Origin of the sequence: Flavobacterium maritimum (assembly GCF_040049085.1) — a bacterium.
Classification (GTDB): domain Bacteria; phylum Bacteroidota; class Bacteroidia; order Flavobacteriales; family Flavobacteriaceae; genus Flavobacterium; species Flavobacterium maritimum.
The window spans coordinates 199,070-217,590 of sequence record NZ_JBDLZY010000001.1 but is presented as its reverse complement, the minus strand read 5'-3'; the positions used below and the strand labels follow the sequence as shown (position 1 = coordinate 217,590).

At 33.5% G+C, this 18,521-nt stretch carries 18 protein-coding genes; 2 read left to right on the top strand and 16 right to left on the bottom strand.

Translation table 11 applies throughout. From position 1 onward, the window contains the following. Position 1: 1 nt before the first annotated feature. From ABEB23_RS00900 to ABEB23_RS00870, 7 genes are all read right to left on the bottom strand, one after another. Positions 2-913, bottom strand: coding sequence for a glycosyltransferase family 2 protein (locus ABEB23_RS00900; RefSeq protein ID WP_348810489.1), 912 nt, complete (start codon positions 911-913; stop codon positions 2-4). After that, positions 913-1,560, bottom strand: coding sequence for an acetyltransferase (locus ABEB23_RS00895; protein ID WP_348810488.1), 648 nt, complete (start codon positions 1,558-1,560; stop codon positions 913-915). The genes ABEB23_RS00900 and ABEB23_RS00895 overlap by 1 nt, the downstream gene beginning before the upstream one ends. Continuing rightward, the gene (locus tag ABEB23_RS00890; RefSeq protein WP_348810487.1) at positions 1,554-2,630 is read right to left on the bottom strand and encodes a DegT/DnrJ/EryC1/StrS family aminotransferase; all 1,077 of its coding nucleotides are present in this window, start codon (positions 2,628-2,630) and stop codon (positions 1,554-1,556) included. The genes ABEB23_RS00895 and ABEB23_RS00890 overlap by 7 nt, the downstream gene beginning before the upstream one ends. Next, positions 2,627-3,394 carry an FkbM family methyltransferase gene (locus ABEB23_RS00885; RefSeq protein WP_348810486.1) on the bottom strand — a complete coding sequence of 256 codons (768 nt, stop codon included), beginning with the start codon at positions 3,392-3,394 and terminating at the stop codon, positions 2,627-2,629. Before ABEB23_RS00885 ends, ABEB23_RS00890 begins: the two co-directional genes overlap by 4 nt. A 32-nt stretch (positions 3,395-3,426) precedes the next feature. Next, the gene (locus ABEB23_RS00880; RefSeq protein ID WP_348810485.1) at positions 3,427-4,284 is read right to left on the bottom strand and encodes a hypothetical protein; all 858 of its coding nucleotides are present in this window, start codon (positions 4,282-4,284) and stop codon (positions 3,427-3,429) included. A gap of 205 nt (positions 4,285-4,489) precedes the next feature. Then, entirely contained in the window at positions 4,490-5,758 is a 1,269-nt protein-coding gene (locus tag ABEB23_RS00875) for an ABC transporter ATP-binding protein (protein ID WP_348810484.1), read from the bottom strand. A 202-nt stretch (positions 5,759-5,960) separates the two neighbouring features. After that, positions 5,961-6,818 (bottom strand): ABC transporter permease, encoded by an 858-nt coding sequence (locus ABEB23_RS00870; protein WP_348810483.1) that lies wholly within the window; start codon positions 6,816-6,818, stop codon positions 5,961-5,963. 387 nt (positions 6,819-7,205) lie between these two features. Here ABEB23_RS00870 and ABEB23_RS00865 point away from each other — a divergent pair, with 387 nt between their 5' ends. Both ABEB23_RS00865 and ABEB23_RS00860 read left to right on the top strand, forming a co-directional pair. Further along, complete coding sequence (locus ABEB23_RS00865; RefSeq protein WP_348810482.1) at positions 7,206-7,331, top strand: hypothetical protein; 126 nt, start codon at positions 7,206-7,208, stop codon at positions 7,329-7,331. A gap of 203 nt (positions 7,332-7,534) precedes the next feature. Then, a complete protein-coding gene (locus ABEB23_RS00860) occupies positions 7,535-8,275 on the top strand; it encodes a tyrosine-protein phosphatase (protein WP_348810481.1) in 741 nt (246 codons plus the stop codon). A gap of 137 nt (positions 8,276-8,412) precedes the next feature. On the opposite strand, the gene ABEB23_RS00855 is transcribed toward ABEB23_RS00860, so the two are convergent. From ABEB23_RS00855 to ABEB23_RS00815, 9 genes are all read right to left on the bottom strand, one after another. Continuing rightward, positions 8,413-10,380 (bottom strand): polysaccharide biosynthesis protein, encoded by a 1,968-nt coding sequence (locus ABEB23_RS00855; protein WP_348810480.1) that lies wholly within the window; start codon positions 10,378-10,380, stop codon positions 8,413-8,415. A gap of 212 nt (positions 10,381-10,592) precedes the next feature. Then, the gene (gene rfbA / locus ABEB23_RS00850) at positions 10,593-11,462 is read right to left on the bottom strand and encodes a glucose-1-phosphate thymidylyltransferase RfbA (protein WP_348810479.1); all 870 of its coding nucleotides are present in this window, start codon (positions 11,460-11,462) and stop codon (positions 10,593-10,595) included. Positions 11,463-11,493: 31 nt separating this feature from the next. After that, positions 11,494-12,540, bottom strand: coding sequence for a dTDP-glucose 4,6-dehydratase (rfbB, locus tag ABEB23_RS00845; protein ID WP_348810478.1), 1,047 nt, complete (start codon positions 12,538-12,540; stop codon positions 11,494-11,496). 138 nt (positions 12,541-12,678) lie between these two features. Next, positions 12,679-13,545: a dTDP-4-dehydrorhamnose reductase gene (rfbD, locus tag ABEB23_RS00840; protein ID WP_348810477.1), complete on the bottom strand. Its 867-nt coding sequence runs from the start codon at positions 13,543-13,545 to the stop codon at positions 12,679-12,681. A 201-nt stretch (positions 13,546-13,746) separates the two neighbouring features. Next, the gene (gene rfbC / locus ABEB23_RS00835) at positions 13,747-14,295 is read right to left on the bottom strand and encodes a dTDP-4-dehydrorhamnose 3,5-epimerase (RefSeq protein ID WP_348810476.1); all 549 of its coding nucleotides are present in this window, start codon (positions 14,293-14,295) and stop codon (positions 13,747-13,749) included. A gap of 65 nt (positions 14,296-14,360) precedes the next feature. Beyond that, positions 14,361-15,503 carry a DegT/DnrJ/EryC1/StrS family aminotransferase gene (locus ABEB23_RS00830; protein WP_348810475.1) on the bottom strand — a complete coding sequence of 381 codons (1,143 nt, stop codon included), beginning with the start codon at positions 15,501-15,503 and terminating at the stop codon, positions 14,361-14,363. 112 nt (positions 15,504-15,615) lie between these two features. Beyond that, entirely contained in the window at positions 15,616-16,230 is a 615-nt protein-coding gene (locus ABEB23_RS00825; RefSeq protein WP_348810474.1) for a sugar transferase, read from the bottom strand. Further along, entirely contained in the window at positions 16,223-17,443 is a 1,221-nt protein-coding gene (locus ABEB23_RS00820) for a DegT/DnrJ/EryC1/StrS family aminotransferase (protein WP_348810473.1), read from the bottom strand. Before ABEB23_RS00820 ends, ABEB23_RS00825 begins: the two co-directional genes overlap by 8 nt. A 7-nt stretch (positions 17,444-17,450) precedes the next feature. Beyond that, the gene (locus ABEB23_RS00815; RefSeq protein WP_348810472.1) at positions 17,451-18,491 is read right to left on the bottom strand and encodes a glycosyltransferase family 2 protein; all 1,041 of its coding nucleotides are present in this window, start codon (positions 18,489-18,491) and stop codon (positions 17,451-17,453) included. Positions 18,492-18,521 lie beyond the last annotated feature (30 nt).

Genomic DNA, 18,521 nt, shown 5'->3' with positions numbered 1-18,521 from the left:
ACTAAGATTTTTTTAAAACTTTTTTCTTAATCTTCCATAGCAACTGCTTTGGCTGTTTCAAATACTTTAATGTTCTAAAAAAAAGATGGTTGGATACAAAATACTCTGCATACTCTTTACGGATTACTTTCTCAAAAGCATCAAGACTATTTAGTTGTCGCTCCAAAAATATTTTTTTTAATGTCTCATCGTTAGTAGCGGACAATAAAAGCGTAAACAACTTAAAATTACTTTTTCGCATCTTTATAACTGTATTAGTCGAATGTACCCCTACACCATATCGATAAACAGCCATTTTTTCATCTATAAATTTCAATTTACCATGCTCCGCTAATAATAGGTATAAGAAATAATCACCTATAGGCGTTAATGAAAACTCAAAAGGAAATTTTTTAATTATATTTCTAAATACTACAGAAGGTGTGTGAATATAGTTGCCTAATCGAGCTAATGTTTCTAGTTTTTCATAATTTTCTGGCACCTTAGTGATAAAATCATCCACTAAATCTCCATTGGTTTTTAAAATGGCAACTTTATGAAAGCATAGAACATAATCACTATTAGCCTCTAAAAAACAAACTTGTTTTTGCAATTTTAAAGGATCTGTCCAATAATCGTCACCTTCACAAAGAGCTATATATTTCCCTTTACACTGTTGCAATGCAAAAATAAAATTGGGCATCATCCCAAGATTTGTTGTATGTTTAACATAGTTGATCCAAGAGGCCCTCGGGTGATTTTGCATTATACCCTGAACCACAGTATCTGTTTGATCTGGTGAACAATCATTCACCAAAATCAACTCCACTTCAAAATCACATTCCTGTATCAAGACTCCTGCTATAGCTTCACGAATAAAATTCTCGTGAGCATAGGTAATCATACAGACGCTGACAGTAGGTTTTGTTTCCATTAAAAATCCAACGGTGCTAATTCTTTAATAATTTCTCCTGGAACACCAACGACTACACAATTGTCCGGAATATTTTTAGTGACTACTGTCCCGGCTCCTACAATTACATTTTTTCCTATTTTTATATCCGGTAATACCGTACAATTAGCCCCTAATTGTGTATAAGAACCTATTTCACATCTACCCAAAACAGTAACACTAGGAGAGATTTCAACAAAATCACCCACAACACAATCATGTGTAACAATTGAATTATAATAAATCAAACATCCTTTACCTAATTTTACACTATTAGAAAAGATTACACCTGGTAAAATCGTACTCCCTAAACTTATTTCAACATCATAACTCCCTATTTGGACATCAGGACTTATAATTGAAACAAAATCTCCTCCCAAAGCTGAAAAGACATCATACATCTTTTTCCTCAAAACAGGATTTCCGATACCTATGGTAAAACGATTATCGGTTCTTTTGAAATAATCGGAAGCAGCTTCCAACGTTTTTAAAACCGGAAACTGTCCAAATAAATTTTCAGGCGTATCATCATTCACATCATCATAAAAAACCAAATGATCCAATTGATTCAACTGATGTACAACTTCTAAAACTTCTTTAGCAAATCCCTTAGCTCCAACTATTAACATAAATTCATATTTATTAACGCAACAATTTTTTCCAACTGCGGAAATGCTAATCCGGAATATAAGGGCAAACACATAATCCTTGAAGCTACACTTTCTGAAACAGGCATTTTTTTGCCTTTAGTATATTCAATAGTATTCAAGGAAGGGTAAAAATAACGTCTTGGAAAAATGTGGTTATCATTAAGTTCTTTTTGTACTTTCAATAGCAATGCTTCGGTTTCAAAAACAACTGGATAATAACTGTAATTCCAAGAAGTATTTTCTCTTATTTTCAACTTTTGAAGTTTAGAAAAATCCAACTGTGAATTATAAAAATCCACTGCCCGTTTACGCTCCTCAAGTATGTGCGTCATATAAGGTAAAACCGCTAATCCCATGGCGCACTGCAATTCAGAAATTTTAGCATTAATGCCTAAACCATGAAAAGCCAAAGGACCATTATGTCCAAAATTATGACTGTAAAACAATTGCTTTTGTAAATCTGTATTGTTAGCAAACATTGCCCCGCCTTCTCCCGTATGAAAAAGTTTTGTAGCATGAAAACTACATGTACTTACATCACCATAATCAAATAATGCTTTTCCATTATGATTAACCCCAAAGGCATGTGCAGCATCATAAATCACTTTCAGATGGTGCTTTCTCGCAATAGCTTCAATAACTTCTACATGGCAAGGATTGCCAAACACATGAGTTGCTAAAATAGCTGTAGTTTTGTCGGTAATAGCCGCTTCAATCTGGGTTTCATCAATAGTTAGGTATTGCGGATGAATGTCTACAAAAACTGGCGTGCAGTTTTCCCAAACAATAACTGCTGTGGTAGCGACATAACTGAAAGGTGTGGTGATAATTTCACCACCGTTTCCCAATAATTTTAAAGCAATTTGCAAAGGAATAGTACCATTATTGGTAATAATGATATGATTAACCCCGAGATATTTCTTTAATTTTTCTTCCAGTTCCAAAGCCAACTCTCCGCGATTGGTTATCCATTGGTTATCCCAAGCTCGTTGCAGTTGTTGCTGATACTCCTCTAACGGGGGAAGAAAAGTTCTGGTTACATTTATCATAAATCAAAATCAATTTTAAAACTATCTATAATTCCCCCTTTTTTAATAAACGCAAGTTCTACTAGCCATAACACTTTGGGTTGAAACGGGCGATTCAAATCGGTTATATCGAATAATCTATACCCGTTCTCGTCCATAAAGCTGATAATATTGAAAAAACTATTATCAAATACTTTATTTACAACTCCAGCTTCTACCATAAAAACTTCAGTTTTACCAAATAAAGCACTGGCTCCTTTTAACACTTCAATATCCAGTCCCTCAGCATCAATTTTAACTAAATCGGGAAAAGGTAAAGAACTATTTTTACTCACAATTTCATTTAAGGTAATAATAGGAATTTCTACTTGTTTATATCCTCCCGCTTTAGCTTGCGCTTCGGTATAACGAAATGAACAACTGTCATCTCTACCTACAATTGTAAACAAAAAACAACCCGATTGTTCCCCCGCCCCAACAGCATTAAAAGTCACTTTGGGATTAACATCTAATAGATCTTGCAACGAAGGTTTTAACCATTCTTGAGGCTCTAATAAAGTATAATAAGCATCCGGAAAATGACGCATTGCTGCTCTTGTCCATGTACCGTGATTAGCTCCTACATCTATAATATGTTTTGGATAAAAAGACATTTGTTTTAAAATATCATAAAAGTTAAACAATAAATAATCTTTGTTAATCCTATTAGTAGTTGATTTCTTTTGATTTACCTTGTGAATAGTATAACCAAGTTTATTTAATATTTTTTTTAACAATTTTTTCATTTTTATAATATTAATATGTCTTAAAACCAATTTTAATTTTTTGATATATTTAATAATTCTTTTATATTCCTTTTCATTTGAAAAAACAAACCTTCAACTGTTCTCCTAACATCGATAAAAAAAAATTTCTCACCTAGATCTGAATTAAACTCCACCAAACTAAAATAATCTTTATGATTCCAAGTTCTATAAAAAGTTTTTTTTAGCTTTTCAATGGTATAAGGATGGCTCATATCATTATAACTATCCCAAGTTAAATGTAGTGCTTTAGAATTTTTAGTTCTAGCCCATTTTTTTTTAAGAAAACGGTAACAATAATTGGCCATTGATGAATCGGTTAAAGATATTCTATTTGCTTCTCTGAACTCCCAATATTTAGAAAAATAGGAGGTTCTTAACATCAATAAATGTGCTCCCGTTTTTGATTCGAAATGATCATTTTCTTCAGAAATGTCTTTAGGAATCCAATTTATTGATTCAGGAAAATTATTTAAAGGTAAGTTTTTATTATCCAAGGTTATACCGCAAGCAAATAAATTTTGATTAGAATCCATTATGCTTTTAATTTCATTACAAGAACTTTGACCATCCAAAATTAAATCGCCGTCAGAAATAAAAAAATATTCATTGGCCATCAACTTCTTTAATTCTCTTGAGATGATTATTTCTATTGAATTATTAGATAAGTTTCTATAAAAAAAATAAAGCGAATTAATATTTCCTTTTTTAAGCTCATCTCTTAAGTAATTCCTTATATCAATAGAATTAACACTTTGGTTTTCAATAACAATAATTTCTACAGAATCAGAAATACTATAAAAAGATTCTAAAGATCTTTTAATTACATCCAAATCAAAATATGCTAAAAACAGTAATGGTATTTTCTTCATCTATTTAGCCTTATATTTTTCTCTTTTCTTGTAAATCAAGTCGAATTTAAATTGCTTTCAAAATTTTCCAGTTTGAAACATGATTTACAACAATTTAAATTATTTTTTTAATCAGCTTATTTTTAAGAATAAAATATTTAAAACACGTTCACTAACTATAAAAAACTCTCTTTCATAACCAAATCTTAACTAAAAAATCAAACTTTTATATTAAAGTCCACTCAAATTGTGGCTTAATGTAACCCGGTTCTCTGCCCATAAACACCCCTAAATCCCTACTTCCATCCACTATAGTAAATCGGAATATATCCTTTTCTGAAAAAATAGAGACTCTGTTTTCTTCAACAACAAATAATGAAAGTGAATAGTTCCCAGACTGAAAAAAATGGGCAGGAATTGTACAAACTATTTTATTATTACCTAATTCTATTTTTATTGTCCTATATTTATCGTAAAACGAAAACATTGTCTCTCCTAATTCATTATATAGATGATATGTAATTGAATATGAATAATTTGTGTTTTTAATATCAATATCAGTAATGATTTCAATAGAACTATTTTCCAAAATAGGCTTATTAAAACTACTATTATTATTTCTGATTGCTATCGAATTTAATCTAAAAACTTCTTTATCATATCTATCATCAAAAGTAAAAACATTAGGACTAATTTCTCCACTTCCCTCTTTTAAATAGTAGCTAACACTTTCTTCAGATTTTCCAGAAAAAGATAAATTCCCATTCTCCAAGACAATTCCTCTACTGCACAAACTCTTCACCGCCGCCATATTATGACTCACAAACAACACGGTTCTTCCTTCTCCCTTGCTTACATCGTTCATCTTCCCCAAACACTTCTTTTGAAACTCGGCATCGCCTACCGCCAAAACCTCATCAACAATCAAAATCTCAGATTCTAAGTGTGCTGCAACAGCAAAAGCCAAACGTACATACATTCCTGAAGAATAGCGTTTCACTGGCGTATCAATATAGCGCTCCACACCAGAAAAAGCAATAATCTCATCTAACTTTCGGGTTATCTCCTGCTTGCGCATGCCCAAGATAGCACCATTCAGGTAAATATTTTCTCTACCCGTCATTTCAGGATGAAAACCGGTACCAACTTCCAATAAGGAAGCAATCCGTCCTTTGGTATAGATCTTACCCGTTGTAGGCTGGGTCACCTGGCTCAATATTTTTAGAAGTGTACTCTTTCCAGCACCATTACGACCAATAATCCCTACAGAGTCTCCTTGGTTAATCTCAAAATTAATATCCCTCAACGACCACACATAATCACTCTCGCCTTTGGTAGCACGATCATTCGTTTCCCCAATTTTCAAAAAAGGATCTTCCTTGCCGCGCACATTGTACCACCAACGTTTCAGATCGTCTTTTACGGTACCAGTACCTACAAGACCCAATCGGTATTGCTTGGAAATATCTTCTGCTTTTATAACTACTTTACTCAAAGGACTTTTTTATTTTAAATTTTAAATTTTGACTGACAGATAGGCAATTCAAAAATCAAATAACCGATTCTTTTCATTTTATTTTCTTTAACCGTTTTCATTCTATTAGCTCCGCTGAACCTAAAGGTTTCCCCAAGTTTGTGCGTTACAAAATGGATCAAGTTGAATTAAGAACCATGAAATTCATAATTCATAATTGATCCTAAACCGTATCCATAAACGTCTTTTGCGTTTTATTAAAAATCACCACTCCAACGGCTAGTATGAGTATCGCAAATAAACTGGGATACAACAGGGAGACAAACGAAAATTGTCCAATCCCTAAATAAGCGTAACGCATATAATCAAACAACCCTACCAAAGGGTTAAAATCCACTACCCAGGCGTAGTTCGCAGGAACAGAAGAACTGGGATAGATGACTGGTGTCGCATACATGAACAACTGAATTCCAAAAGAAATCAGTTGGTTCAAATCTTTGTATTTGGTAGTCATGGCCGAGAGAATCAAACCAATACCCATTGCGATTATAGCCATCAAAACAATAATATAAGGCGTCAGCAATATCCAGGCATTCGGATGAATTTGACCCAGGATGACAAAGTAAACCACAAAACAGATAAACAGTAAAAATTGCACTCCAAATTTCATCAAATTCGAAATAACAATAGTCAGTGGCATAATCAGTCTGGGGAAATAAACCTTCCCGAAAATTCCTGCATTGGCATTAAACACACCTGAAACACTGGTCAGACAGCTTGAAAAATAATTCCACAAGGTAACTCCAGCCATATAAAAAACTACTTTGGGAGCACCATCGGTGGACAATTGTGCAATAGTCCCAAAAATAATAGTAAAAGTAATCGTAGTCAGAATCGGTTGGATAAAAAACCATAACGGTCCCAAAATAGTTTGTTTATAAACCGTAACAAAATCACGACGTACAAAAAGAACTAGCAAATCCCTGTAATCCCAAACTTCTTTTAAACGAAGATCGAAAAGGGATGTTTTGGCAGTTATAACCTGATCCCAATTAGTGTCTTGATTTGGACTATGATTCATATAAAAGACGAATTAATTGATCTAATGCACAAAAGAAACAAACCGTTAAAAATAGCTAATAGCCTGGCATTTCTAAATCTTATTTCAAACAGCCAAGTGGTATTTGTATCTTCTAAAGCACTCATTTTTGTTTAGGTAAAAGGCATTATGTCGCACAAATATAATAATTTGACCTTTGGTATGACATCGCTGCGTCGAATTCATTTAAAAATCAGTTCTCTTTTATGGTTTTCTCAGGTCGAGCGGAGTCGAGACCACATTACAATAAAACAAGATTACTTATTCATCATCGAAAATAGCAATGGGAATAAAATTTTAAATTTCGAATATGCAAGAAATTAATTATATTTAAAACTTAAAAACAGATTTAATTAAAAATTACCTACTATGGTAAAAGTAATAGCGCCTTTTATAATCAAAGGAATTTTAGATGATATCAACTTTGTGGCAACTGCAGATGGTGATAATTATGCCCGGATAAAAGGAAAAACAAACCCTGACGCAAGCAACTGACAAACCGATTGGAAACCAGCTCCATTTGACTTATTTATTTATTTATTGGTTTTGCCAGACAAGAACGAAAAAATACAAAATGTTACACCGTAAAAACAATACAGTAACTATTATTGGCTTGCATGCTCGTTAATCCCTAAATCAATCCCCGAACACTAAAAACGGACTACTGAAAACTGCGCACTTTTTTCTACCTTTGTCCCATGTTAAAATTCTTTCAGCCAAAACCCGCATTAAAAGATCTAATTCCAGATAATCATATTGATATCCACTCCCATCTCTTACCAGGTATTGATGATGGCGCAAAAACTTTTGAAGACAGTTTGAGACTTATTCAGGCTCTTAACAATTTTGGGATTTCACGGTTTATAACAACTCCACACATTATTCAACATGTTTGGGATAATACGCACGAACAGATTCTGGATAAGAAAAACGAAACAGCCTTAGAACTGGAGAAGCATCATTTTACGGCTCCCCTGCGTACTGCTGCAGAATATTTGATGGATGATGCCTTTGTTCAACGATTTAAATCCGAGAAATTATTAACGCTCAAGGACAATTATGTTTTAGTAGAAATGTCCTATATCAACGCCCCGATGCAATTGTATTCGATTCTTTTTGACTTGCAGGTGGCAGGTTATATCCCGGTTTTGGCGCATCCGGAACGTTATTTATTTTATCATAGTAATTTTGATAACTACCTAAAACTTAAAAAAGCCGGCTGTTTGTTTCAACTGAATCTATTATCGGTAGTGGGGTACTACGGTGGTGCTATCGCTAAAATTGCGGAACAATTGCTTCAGAAAGGAATGTATACCTATGTCGGTACGGATGTGCATCATAATAAGCATATAAATGCTTTTAACGAAAAAGTAAAACTAAAAGACACAACAGCTTTAAAAGAAGTCATTGCTAATAATCAGTTTTTCAGCTTTGACTAGCCAAGACTTAAACAGACATGACTACTATCCCTCTATTTTCATCCATAAAAAAAGAGTTGCTTACACAACTCTTTTTTACATCTTATTTTTTAACTTCTTGAAATCAAATAACCATCTAAGAAAACCAAACGGTAACCTTATTTATCTAAAGTTTGAAAAGTAGAATTCATACTGATAAATTCCGGTACGATTTTTTTCATTTTAGAAACAATATCTTCATTATCGAAAAAATTAGCAATGCCAATCAATTCATCGATATCAATATGCAAGGTTTCAAATTCTTCCTGAATTTCCTCTGCAATCATAATTTTATCATTATGTGTCGGTATCGTTTTGGAGGTGTCATTCAATAATTCCTCATATAATTTCTCTCCAGGTCTTAATCCTACTATCGCAATTTTTATATCTTTATCCGGTATAAAACCAGCCAGTTTGATCATTTTTCGGGCCAAATCAATAATTTTAACGGGTTTTCCCATATCAAAAATATAGATTTCGCCTCCATTTCCCATTGCACCGGCTTCAAGTACCAATTGGCAAGCCTCCGGAATCGTCATGAAATATCGGATAATATCTTTATGGGTGATGGTAACAGGTCCTCCATCGGCAATTTGTTTGGTAAACAATGGCACAACCGAACCATTAGAGCCTAAAACATTTCCAAAACGGGTAGTTATAAATTTGGTACCATGGGACCCTTTCTCTTTTAAGCTTTTTAATTGTAGGGATTGTACATACTTCTCAGCAATTCTTTTACTGGCCCCCATAACATTACTGGGATTTACCGCTTTATCAGTAGACACCATTACAAACTTCTTAACATTGTACTGACAGGACAAATCCGCAAGATTCTTAGTGCCTTCGATGTTAGTGAGAATCGCTTGGGACGGATTTTCCTCCATTAAGGGAACATGTTTGTAGGCCGCTGCATGATAAACCACCTGTGGTTCGTACAATTTAAAAATCTTGTTCATCGCTTCCTTATTTCTAATATCTGCGATTACAGAGTGTATTTCGGAATCAGAACTTATACTTAACGTCTCTAAGCTCAAATGATGCAAAGGTGTTTCTGCCTGATCCAAAATAATCACTTTCTTCGGATTGAAACACAATACTTGTCTGACAATTTCACTCCCTATAGAACCGGCGGCTCCCGTGATTAAAATAGTTTTATCTTTCAACTGTTTTGAAATCGATTTATTATCCAAAACAATAGGTTGTCTTTCCAATAAATCCTCAATTTGTATGTTTTTTACTTTTTGGGAAATCTCTTTTTGATTTTCCCAGTCAGAAATCAAAGGAACCGTATAGACCCTGTAATTGTATTCCAAACATTGATCAACAATAACTAACTGTTCTTCTTTTGATAAACTTTTATCTGCTATAATAATTCCATCAGCATTCACTGTACGCATCAAGGTTGGTAGTTTTTTTCTTTTAACCAATATCGGTAAATCCAACATTCGTTTGGATGCATTCTGATTGTTTTTATCGACAAACCCAACAATTTTAAAACGGGAAGGTGTTTCAAATTTTAGCGCATTGGCTACTGAAATAGCATTAGCGTCTGTTCCATAAATTACCGTTCTTATTAATTTATTGCTCCCTTTTTCCGTAAAATAAAGCTCAAATGTTTGCTTTACCACGACACGGTACAAAAACAAACCGCAAAAAGAGAGTACCATATTTATGAAAAAAGCAGTATTTAAAAATGCTTTTTCTTTAAAAAAGACTTCGTAAGTAAAATTAAAAAACAGAAATAAAACCAGCACAGACATTTGTGAAAACAAAAGCTTCACAGCATCAATATAAGAGGAGTGTCTGATGATTCCGGAATAAGTCCTGAACAACCAAAAAAAGAAAACATTCACACCAAAAAGAGAACCTACCAATGCTAATTCATGAGGAGTGATAATGTAATCCAAACCGGTTCCTCTAAAAATCAGAAAAGTAAAAAGAAAGGATAAAATAAGAACCATTACATCCATTAAAACAATTATCCATCTTGGCAAATAACTCAAATTATGAATATTTAATCTGAGATTCGCTCTGGAAAAATATTTATGTAGAGAGGTTCTGTCCGCGTCGGTTGTATCGGTGCTCAAAATTGGTTGGTTTTAAATTGGTCTAGTGTCACGTGCAAAGGTAGGTCAAAAATAAGAAATAAAACATTTTTCAAGAAAAAACAAGTTGGTTTTTTAAAGAGAAAGTCGAAAAAATAAAATTTAAATTATCATAACTTACTAATAAAATTATAAAACATTTAGCTGAAGCACTATTTTTTTCAAAAGCTTTCTATAAATATTATTATTACCATTTAGAGTTTGTTCTTTATTAATCCCAAAAGATATTCTCCATAACCTGATTTTTTTAAAGGTTCTGCCAGTTCTTTCAATTGTTGATCCGAAATAAATCCTTGTCTCCAAGCCACCTCTTCAATACAACCCACTTTCAATCCCTGACGCTCTTCAATAACCTGAACAAATTGTCCAGCTTGCATCAAACTGTTAAAAGTTCCAGTATCTAGCCAGGCCGTGCCTCTGCCCAAAATCCCAACTTTCAGATTTCCTTTTTCAAGATAAGCTTTGTTTACATCAGTGATTTCATACTCTCCTCTGGCACTCGGCTGGATATTTTTAGCAATTCCCACTACTGAATTATCATAAAAATACAAACCGGGAACAGCATAATTGGATTTCGGCTCCAATGGTTTTTCTTCGATTGAAAGTGCTTTATAACTTGCGTCAAATTCTACTACACCATAACGTTCTGGATCAGAAACATGGTAAGCAAAAACAACACCTCCATTGGGATGTGTATTCGATTGTAATAGTTCTTCCATATTGGCTCCAAAGAAAATATTGTCTCCCAATACCAATGCTACACTATCTTTCCCTATGAACTCTTCTCCAATAACAAAAGCTTGCGCCAAGCCATTGGGAACTGCTTGCTCCGCATAACTGAATTTACAACCTATGTTCGATCCGTCACCCAATAACTTTTTAAAATTAGGCAAATCATGTGGAGTGGAAATAATTAATATTTCATTGATGCCCGCCATCATCAAAGTAGACAACGGATAATAAATCATAGGTTTATCATAGACCGGCATCATTTGTTTACTCATAGCTAATGTTAACGGGTGTAAACGGGTGCCAGATCCACCGGCCAATATAATTCCTTTCATATTTTTTTACTTTTTTACTTTTGGCTTTCGACTAATTATATTGCTTCTCGTAATACGACGCGTACGCCCCAGAAGTAACATTATCCAACCAGGTCTGGTTTTCCAAATACCAATTTACAGTTCTTTCCAATCCTTGCTCAAAAGTAACTGACGGTTTCCATCCCAATTCTCTGTTGATCTTAGTCGCATCAATCGCATATCGCAAATCATGTCCGGGACGGTCTTTTACATAGGAAATCAATTGTTCAGAAGTACCAACTGTTCTTCCTAATTTTTCATCCATTATTTTGCATAATAATTTTACCAAATCAATATTCTGCCATTCATTAAAACCACCAATATTGTAAGTATCATGATTAACCCCTTCGTGAAATACCAAATCGATAGCCACAGCATGATCTTCAACAAACAACCAGTCTCGGGTGTATTTCCCATCACCATAAACCGGCAAAGATTTGCTCTGGATAATATTATTGATAAACAACGGAATCAACTTTTCCGGAAAATGAAAAGGCCCGTAATTATTGGAACAATTAGTTAAAACAAAAGGCAGACCATAGGTTTCACCATAGGCTCTGACAAAATGGTCGGAACTGGCTTTAGAAGCAGAATAAGGAGAATTTGGATTATAGGCAGTTGTCTCTGTAAATAATCCTTCGGCTCCCAAACTTCCATAAACCTCATCGGTACTGATGTGGTAAAAACGTTTCCCTTCATAATTCCCTTGCCAAATAGCCTTAGCCGCATTTAATAAATTCACGGTTCCAATAACATTTGTTTTCACAAAGGATAATGGATCTGTTATGGAACGATCTACGTGCGATTCAGCAGCTAAATGCAAAACCCCATCAAATTGATGTTCTGCAAATAATTGATCTATAAATGCCGTATCTACAATATCGCCTTTGATAAAAGTATAATTAGGCTCATTTTCAATATCCGCAATATTTTCAAGATTACCGGCATAAGTCAGTGCATCCAGATTAAAAATTTGGTACTGAGGATATTTCTTTACAAAACGTCTGACTACATGGGACCCTATAAAACCAGCTCCACCGGTGATGACTATTTTTTTCATTTCTGTTTTTTTAATTCTATTTCAATTTACACATCAATTTGAATAGATTCTTTTAAAACGGAATTGACAAAACCCGTCTTCTTTCACTATTCTCTACTTATTTTCAGCAGTCAAAGTTTGTGAACTTATACCTCTCTTTTATTTACTCTTCACTTTCAACATCTCCATACACTTTTTCACACTTTCTTTGTAATCGGGAACAATAACGCCAAAAGTATTTTTAATTTTCGTTTTATCCAACAAAGAATACTGCGGACGTTTCGCCGGAGTTGGATAAGCCGATGATGGAATTCCATTTACCTCGCAGGAAAATCCTCCAATCTCCTTAATGGCTAAAGCAAATTCATACCAACTTATTTCCCCTTCATTAGAAAAATTATAAATTCCGGCCTGCCAGTTCTTGTGCGTAATTATCGTCATAATCGCTTCTGCTAAATCAGCAGCATAGGTAGGACTTCCTATTTGATCATTCACTACATTTAAACTGTCTCTTTCCTGCATCAGTCGCGACATCGTTTTTACGAAATTGTTTCCAAAACTGGAATATACCCAAGACGTTCTGATTATGATTGAATTGGGATTCTCTCGCAAACACGCTTTTTCACCTGTCAATTTGGTAACACCATAAACATTAATCGGATTAGGCAAAGCTGTTTCTGTTAAGGCTGTTGAAGCGGTTCCGTCAAAAACATAATCAGTAGAAATATGTATCAGTCTAGATGTGTTGGCATTGCACCATTTAGCTAATACAGCAACCGACTGATGATTTAACACATCCGATAATTCAAACTCAGACTCCGCACGGTCAACGGCAGTATGTGCCGCACAATTGATAATAATTTGAGGGTCAATTTTGGTTAATTCGGCTTCTAAGTGCTCCAAATCACACAAATCCAACTCCTCCCAATCGGTAAAAACCCATTCGAATTGTGTATATACTTTTGATAAAACTTGTAATTCAGATCCTAACTGTCCGTTACCCCCTGTTATTAATATTTTTTCCATTTCTATTTTTTTTACCGCTAAGGCATTATGGTACCGATATCTTTCTCTACTATATTGACAGTCTTACTTCAGAAACTAATTCTACTTTTCAGTAAAAGATTTTAATGGCCTTACTTCATCAGTCTGACTCTCAAACTTTGTAGTCAAAACCAACTCTCAATCTAACCGACAACTTTAAACCTTATACTTTAAACTCTTTTTTTAAAACTCCCAATCAATGTCTTTAAAACCAGGCAACACCAAATCCTTATCGGAAACAATAATTTCATCCGGACGTAACTGCCAATCAATAGCAAGGGTTGGATCATCAAAACGAATTCCTCGCTCACTTTCCTTGTGATACAATTGATCTACTTTGTACATCACAGAGGCTGTTTCACTCAAAACAGAAAAACCGTGAGCAAAACCGTGGGGTACCATCAATTGTTTTTTATTGGCTGCACTCAAAATCACACTCACATGCTGCCCATAGGTAGCAGAATTTTTACGTAAATCTACTGCTACATCAAGAATTTCTCCTTCCAAGACTCTTACCAATTTCGCTTGCGCAAAAGGATTAATTTGCAAATGCAAGCCACGAATCACCCCTCTTTTAGAGAAAGATTGATTATCTTGTATAAATTGATACTCGATCTCATTTTCATGGAATTTAGCTTGATTATAAGCTTCAAAAAAATACCCGCGTGAGTCTTCAAAAACGTTAGGGGTTACAATTACTAAATCATTAATAGCAGTTTTATATATCGTCATTTGGGTGAAAAATAATAGTGGAAACCCACCATAAAATTATTTATATTTTATTTACAATAATTATGTTAATGTTTTTGAAAAAAATTATTGACTACTCGTTTAATTCTCTCTCTTTCCACATCAGTAAGGTTAGATCCTGAAGGCAAACACAAACCATTCTCAAATAAGAATTCGCTTATCGTTCCTCCATAATACGGGTAGACTGAAAAAATAGGTTGTAAATGCATAGGCTTCCATAAAGGACGTGATTCAATATTGGCTGATTCAAAAGCCAAACGTAAGCCCTCTCGATCAATCCCTTTCTCTTGATTAGGTTGGATTATAATTGCGCTCAACCAATAATTAGCAAAATAATCATCGTTTGGCACTGTGAAAACGGTTAGGCCTTCTATATCATTAAATAAGTCAATATAAAAAGAATTCATCTTTCTGCGCAATGCAACATAACTATCTAATACTTTCATTTGCCCCCGACCTATTCCTGCACAAAAATTACTCATTCTATAATTATAACCTATTTCACTATGCTGGTAATGAGGCGCGTCATCTTTCGATTGAGTCGCCAAAAAAAACGCTCTTTTTTTTAATTCTTTCGTAGCTGAAATAATTGCACCTCCTCCGGAAGTTGTTATCACTTTATTGCTATTAAAAGACAAAATTCCTAAATCTCCAAAAGTGCCACACTTTTGCCCTTTATAACTACTGCCCAATGCTTCAGCACCATCTTCTAAAATTGGAATTCCGTATTTATTTGCAACAGCACGCACTTCATCAATTTTATAAGGCACTCCATATAAATGAACTGCAATTATAGCTTTAGGCATTTTACCTTTACTAATTCTGTCTACAATAGCTTCATCTAGAGCAATGGGACACAAATTCCATGTATCAAGTTCACTATCTACAAAAACAGGGGTGGCTCCTTGATACAAAATAGGATTGGCAGATGCAGAAAAAGTCATACTCTGACAAATCACTTCATCCCCTGCTTGCACACCCAGCAGTATAAGTCCTAGATGAATCGCCGCTGTCCCTGAATTTAACGCGCTTACATGAAATTTATTTCCAAAATAATTTGCTAAATCATTTTCAAAACCATTGACATCGTCACCAATAAGATCTAACCAATTAGTTTCAAGCGATTTCTGAACAAAATTTCGCTCAAAACCGCTCATATGGGGCGAAGAAAGCCATATTCTCGAATTCATCAAAATCAAATTAAAACTATATCGATTAACAATAAAACAATTCTAATGTTATATTAAAATTATAAGATGTCGAATTTGAAAATAATATTATAAAAAAAATTATATCTTGAAATTATAAATATTTCTCGACATTATAACTTGAGAAAATTATTTTTACAACTGTAAAATATATTATTTTAAAATACTCTGAAATCCCATAATTGTTAAGATATATAAAATTAAATCGAATCTTATCCGGCATAATTTTCTTTACATAATCCAGTTCCGGGTTCTGGGATTTTTCTAAAATCACATTTTCATCTCTATAAATTATAGAAGCCCAATCAGATATACCTGGACGAATTGCCAAAATTTTCTTCTGATTATCATCATATAGATTAACATATTTTCTTACTTCTGGACGAGGACCCACTAAACTCATTTCACCAAAAAAAACATTAATCAATTGAGGCAATTCATCTAATTTAGATTTACGCAAATAATATCCAACTTTGGTAATTCTTGAATCCTTTCCACCAACAGTTAACAACCCTTTTTTATCAGAATCAACTGCCATTGTACGAAACTTGAACACATTAAAATCGTTATTGTTAATTCCAACACGTTGTTGTTTATAAAAAACAGGACCGCTAGAGGTTAATTTTATCAAAACACTAATTACTATCAAAATTGGCAACAAAAATACTATACCAATCAATGAAAATAAAACATCAAAAAACCTAATCATTACCTACAATTGAATTATATGCCGATAAAATTGCATTACAAATATAGTCGATTTGCTCATTATTTAATTGCGGATAAATTGGCAGGGAAATCTCACGAGAATAATTATCATAAGCTACAGGATAATCTTCTATTTTATACCCCAAATCCTTAAATACTGTCAACATAGGCATTGGAATAAAATGGACATTCACAGAAACCCCTTGAGAGGTAACCGATTCAATAATTAAATCTCTTTGCAGTTCCGAAATATCTTTTATTCTTAAAGCATATAAATGAAAACAAGATTTACGACATTCGTCCAACAAAGTTGGCAGCTGAAAAAAATCATGTTGAGCAAAAAAATCATGATATCTTCTAGCTATCCGCTCTCTTTCCACTAACAAAACATCATTATATTTTCTGATTTGCGCTAAACCAACTGCCGCACATATATCTGGCAAATTCACCTTAAGACCTGCAAATAATATATCGTATTTCCAACCTCCGGCTTGCGACTTAGCAAATGCATCTTTATTCTGACCATTCAAAGAATATAATTTCATTAATTTATACTCGGCCTTGTTACTAAAAGATTCCGGAAGATTTAAACAAATTGCGCCCCCTTCGGCTGTTGTGATATTCTTAACCGCATGAAATGAAAAAATTGTAATATCAGATAATTTACCAACTTGCACTCCTTTATATTGAGCTCCAATCGAATGAGCAGCGTCAGAAATCACCAGTATTCTACCTAATTGACTTTGCTTTTTAGATTCTGGTCTAAACAAATGTTTAATAGATTCCTTATTGACAATCTTATTGATTTCATCATAGTCACAAGGCCAGCCAGCAATGTCCACAGGCATAATTACTTTAGTGTGCTTGGTGATTGCCTGTTCTATTTTTGAGGCATCTATAGTAAAATCTTCGTTGACATCAACCATGATTGGTTTTCCACCACAATGCAATACGGCCAAAGCAGTAGCACTATAGGTATAAGCAGGGATAATTACTTCATCGCCTTCTTTTATTCCAAACCACTTTAATGTTAATATTGCACCCGAAGTCCATGAGTTCACGCAGATGGAGCGTTCAACATTAGTTAACTTAGAAACCTCGTGTTCTAGGGCTATTACTTTAGGACCAGAAGTTATCCAGCCTGAGTTTAACGAATCCATTACCTCAACAATAACATCATTGTCAACAAATGGAGGAGAAAAGGGAATTTTCATATTTTATTTATCTTGAGAGAGTTTCGTTTTTTTTGTTAGGTTTTTTATTTAATATTAGGAAATCAAGTATTCCTTCCAGATAACCTAACCCATAACTGAAATGAAGTATAAAACAAGTATACATTTGTTTAAAAATGCAATTGAGATTGAACCCGTTTGCCTTAAGGGCAAAGATAAAATTTAATAATAAATAACTAAAAATTTCTAGTAAGAAAACATAAATAAATTTAATATTTATTAAAATAAATATGGTAAATAAAGGAAATGACAATAAAAACAACAAAGGGAATAATTGCCTTAATGTAGTTACTGTTTTATGCTTTTTATTCACAAAAACTTTCCAATAACCATACTGTTTATATTGCTTAAACAACTTGCTAAAACTTGATCGGACAGAATACTGAATTGAAATATTTGCCTTTAATAAAATTTTATAGCCTGCTTTATTTAATCTAAAACTAAAATCATCATCTTGATTTCTAGTTAAGTCTTCATCAAAATACCCTAATTCATCAAAAATAAATTTACGAAATGCTGGCGAACCAATTGTATCAACATATGTATCTTTACTAATGGCTCTAAAATTATTAAACCCTATGCCAAAGGGAGAAGCCATTGATTTACTAATTATTTCACTTGTCCTATTCTCATAAACATTATTTACGATTCCACCTACACAACCTATTTCTTTTTTTTTTGTTAAGACCTCTACAACTTCTGTAATATAATTAGATGAAATAATATGTCTAGCGCCTAAAACAACCACAATTTCTCCCAAAGATTCTTTTATTCCTAAATTAAAAGCATAAGGAGTTTTTTGCTTAGTATTTTCTATAATCTTAATATTACCATACTTTGATAAATACTTTTCATTTAATAGTTCTATTGTACCATCATCGCTCATTCCATCTACAATAAAAATTTCAATTAAATCTTTATTGTAGTCACTTCTTAAAATAGATTCTAGTAAGCCACTAATGTGGTTAACTTCATTCCGGCAAGGTATTGTTATTGAAACTAAAGGTTTCTTTTTTAAACTATTATCCAACTTAAAATTTTTTATTATTACATTATTAAT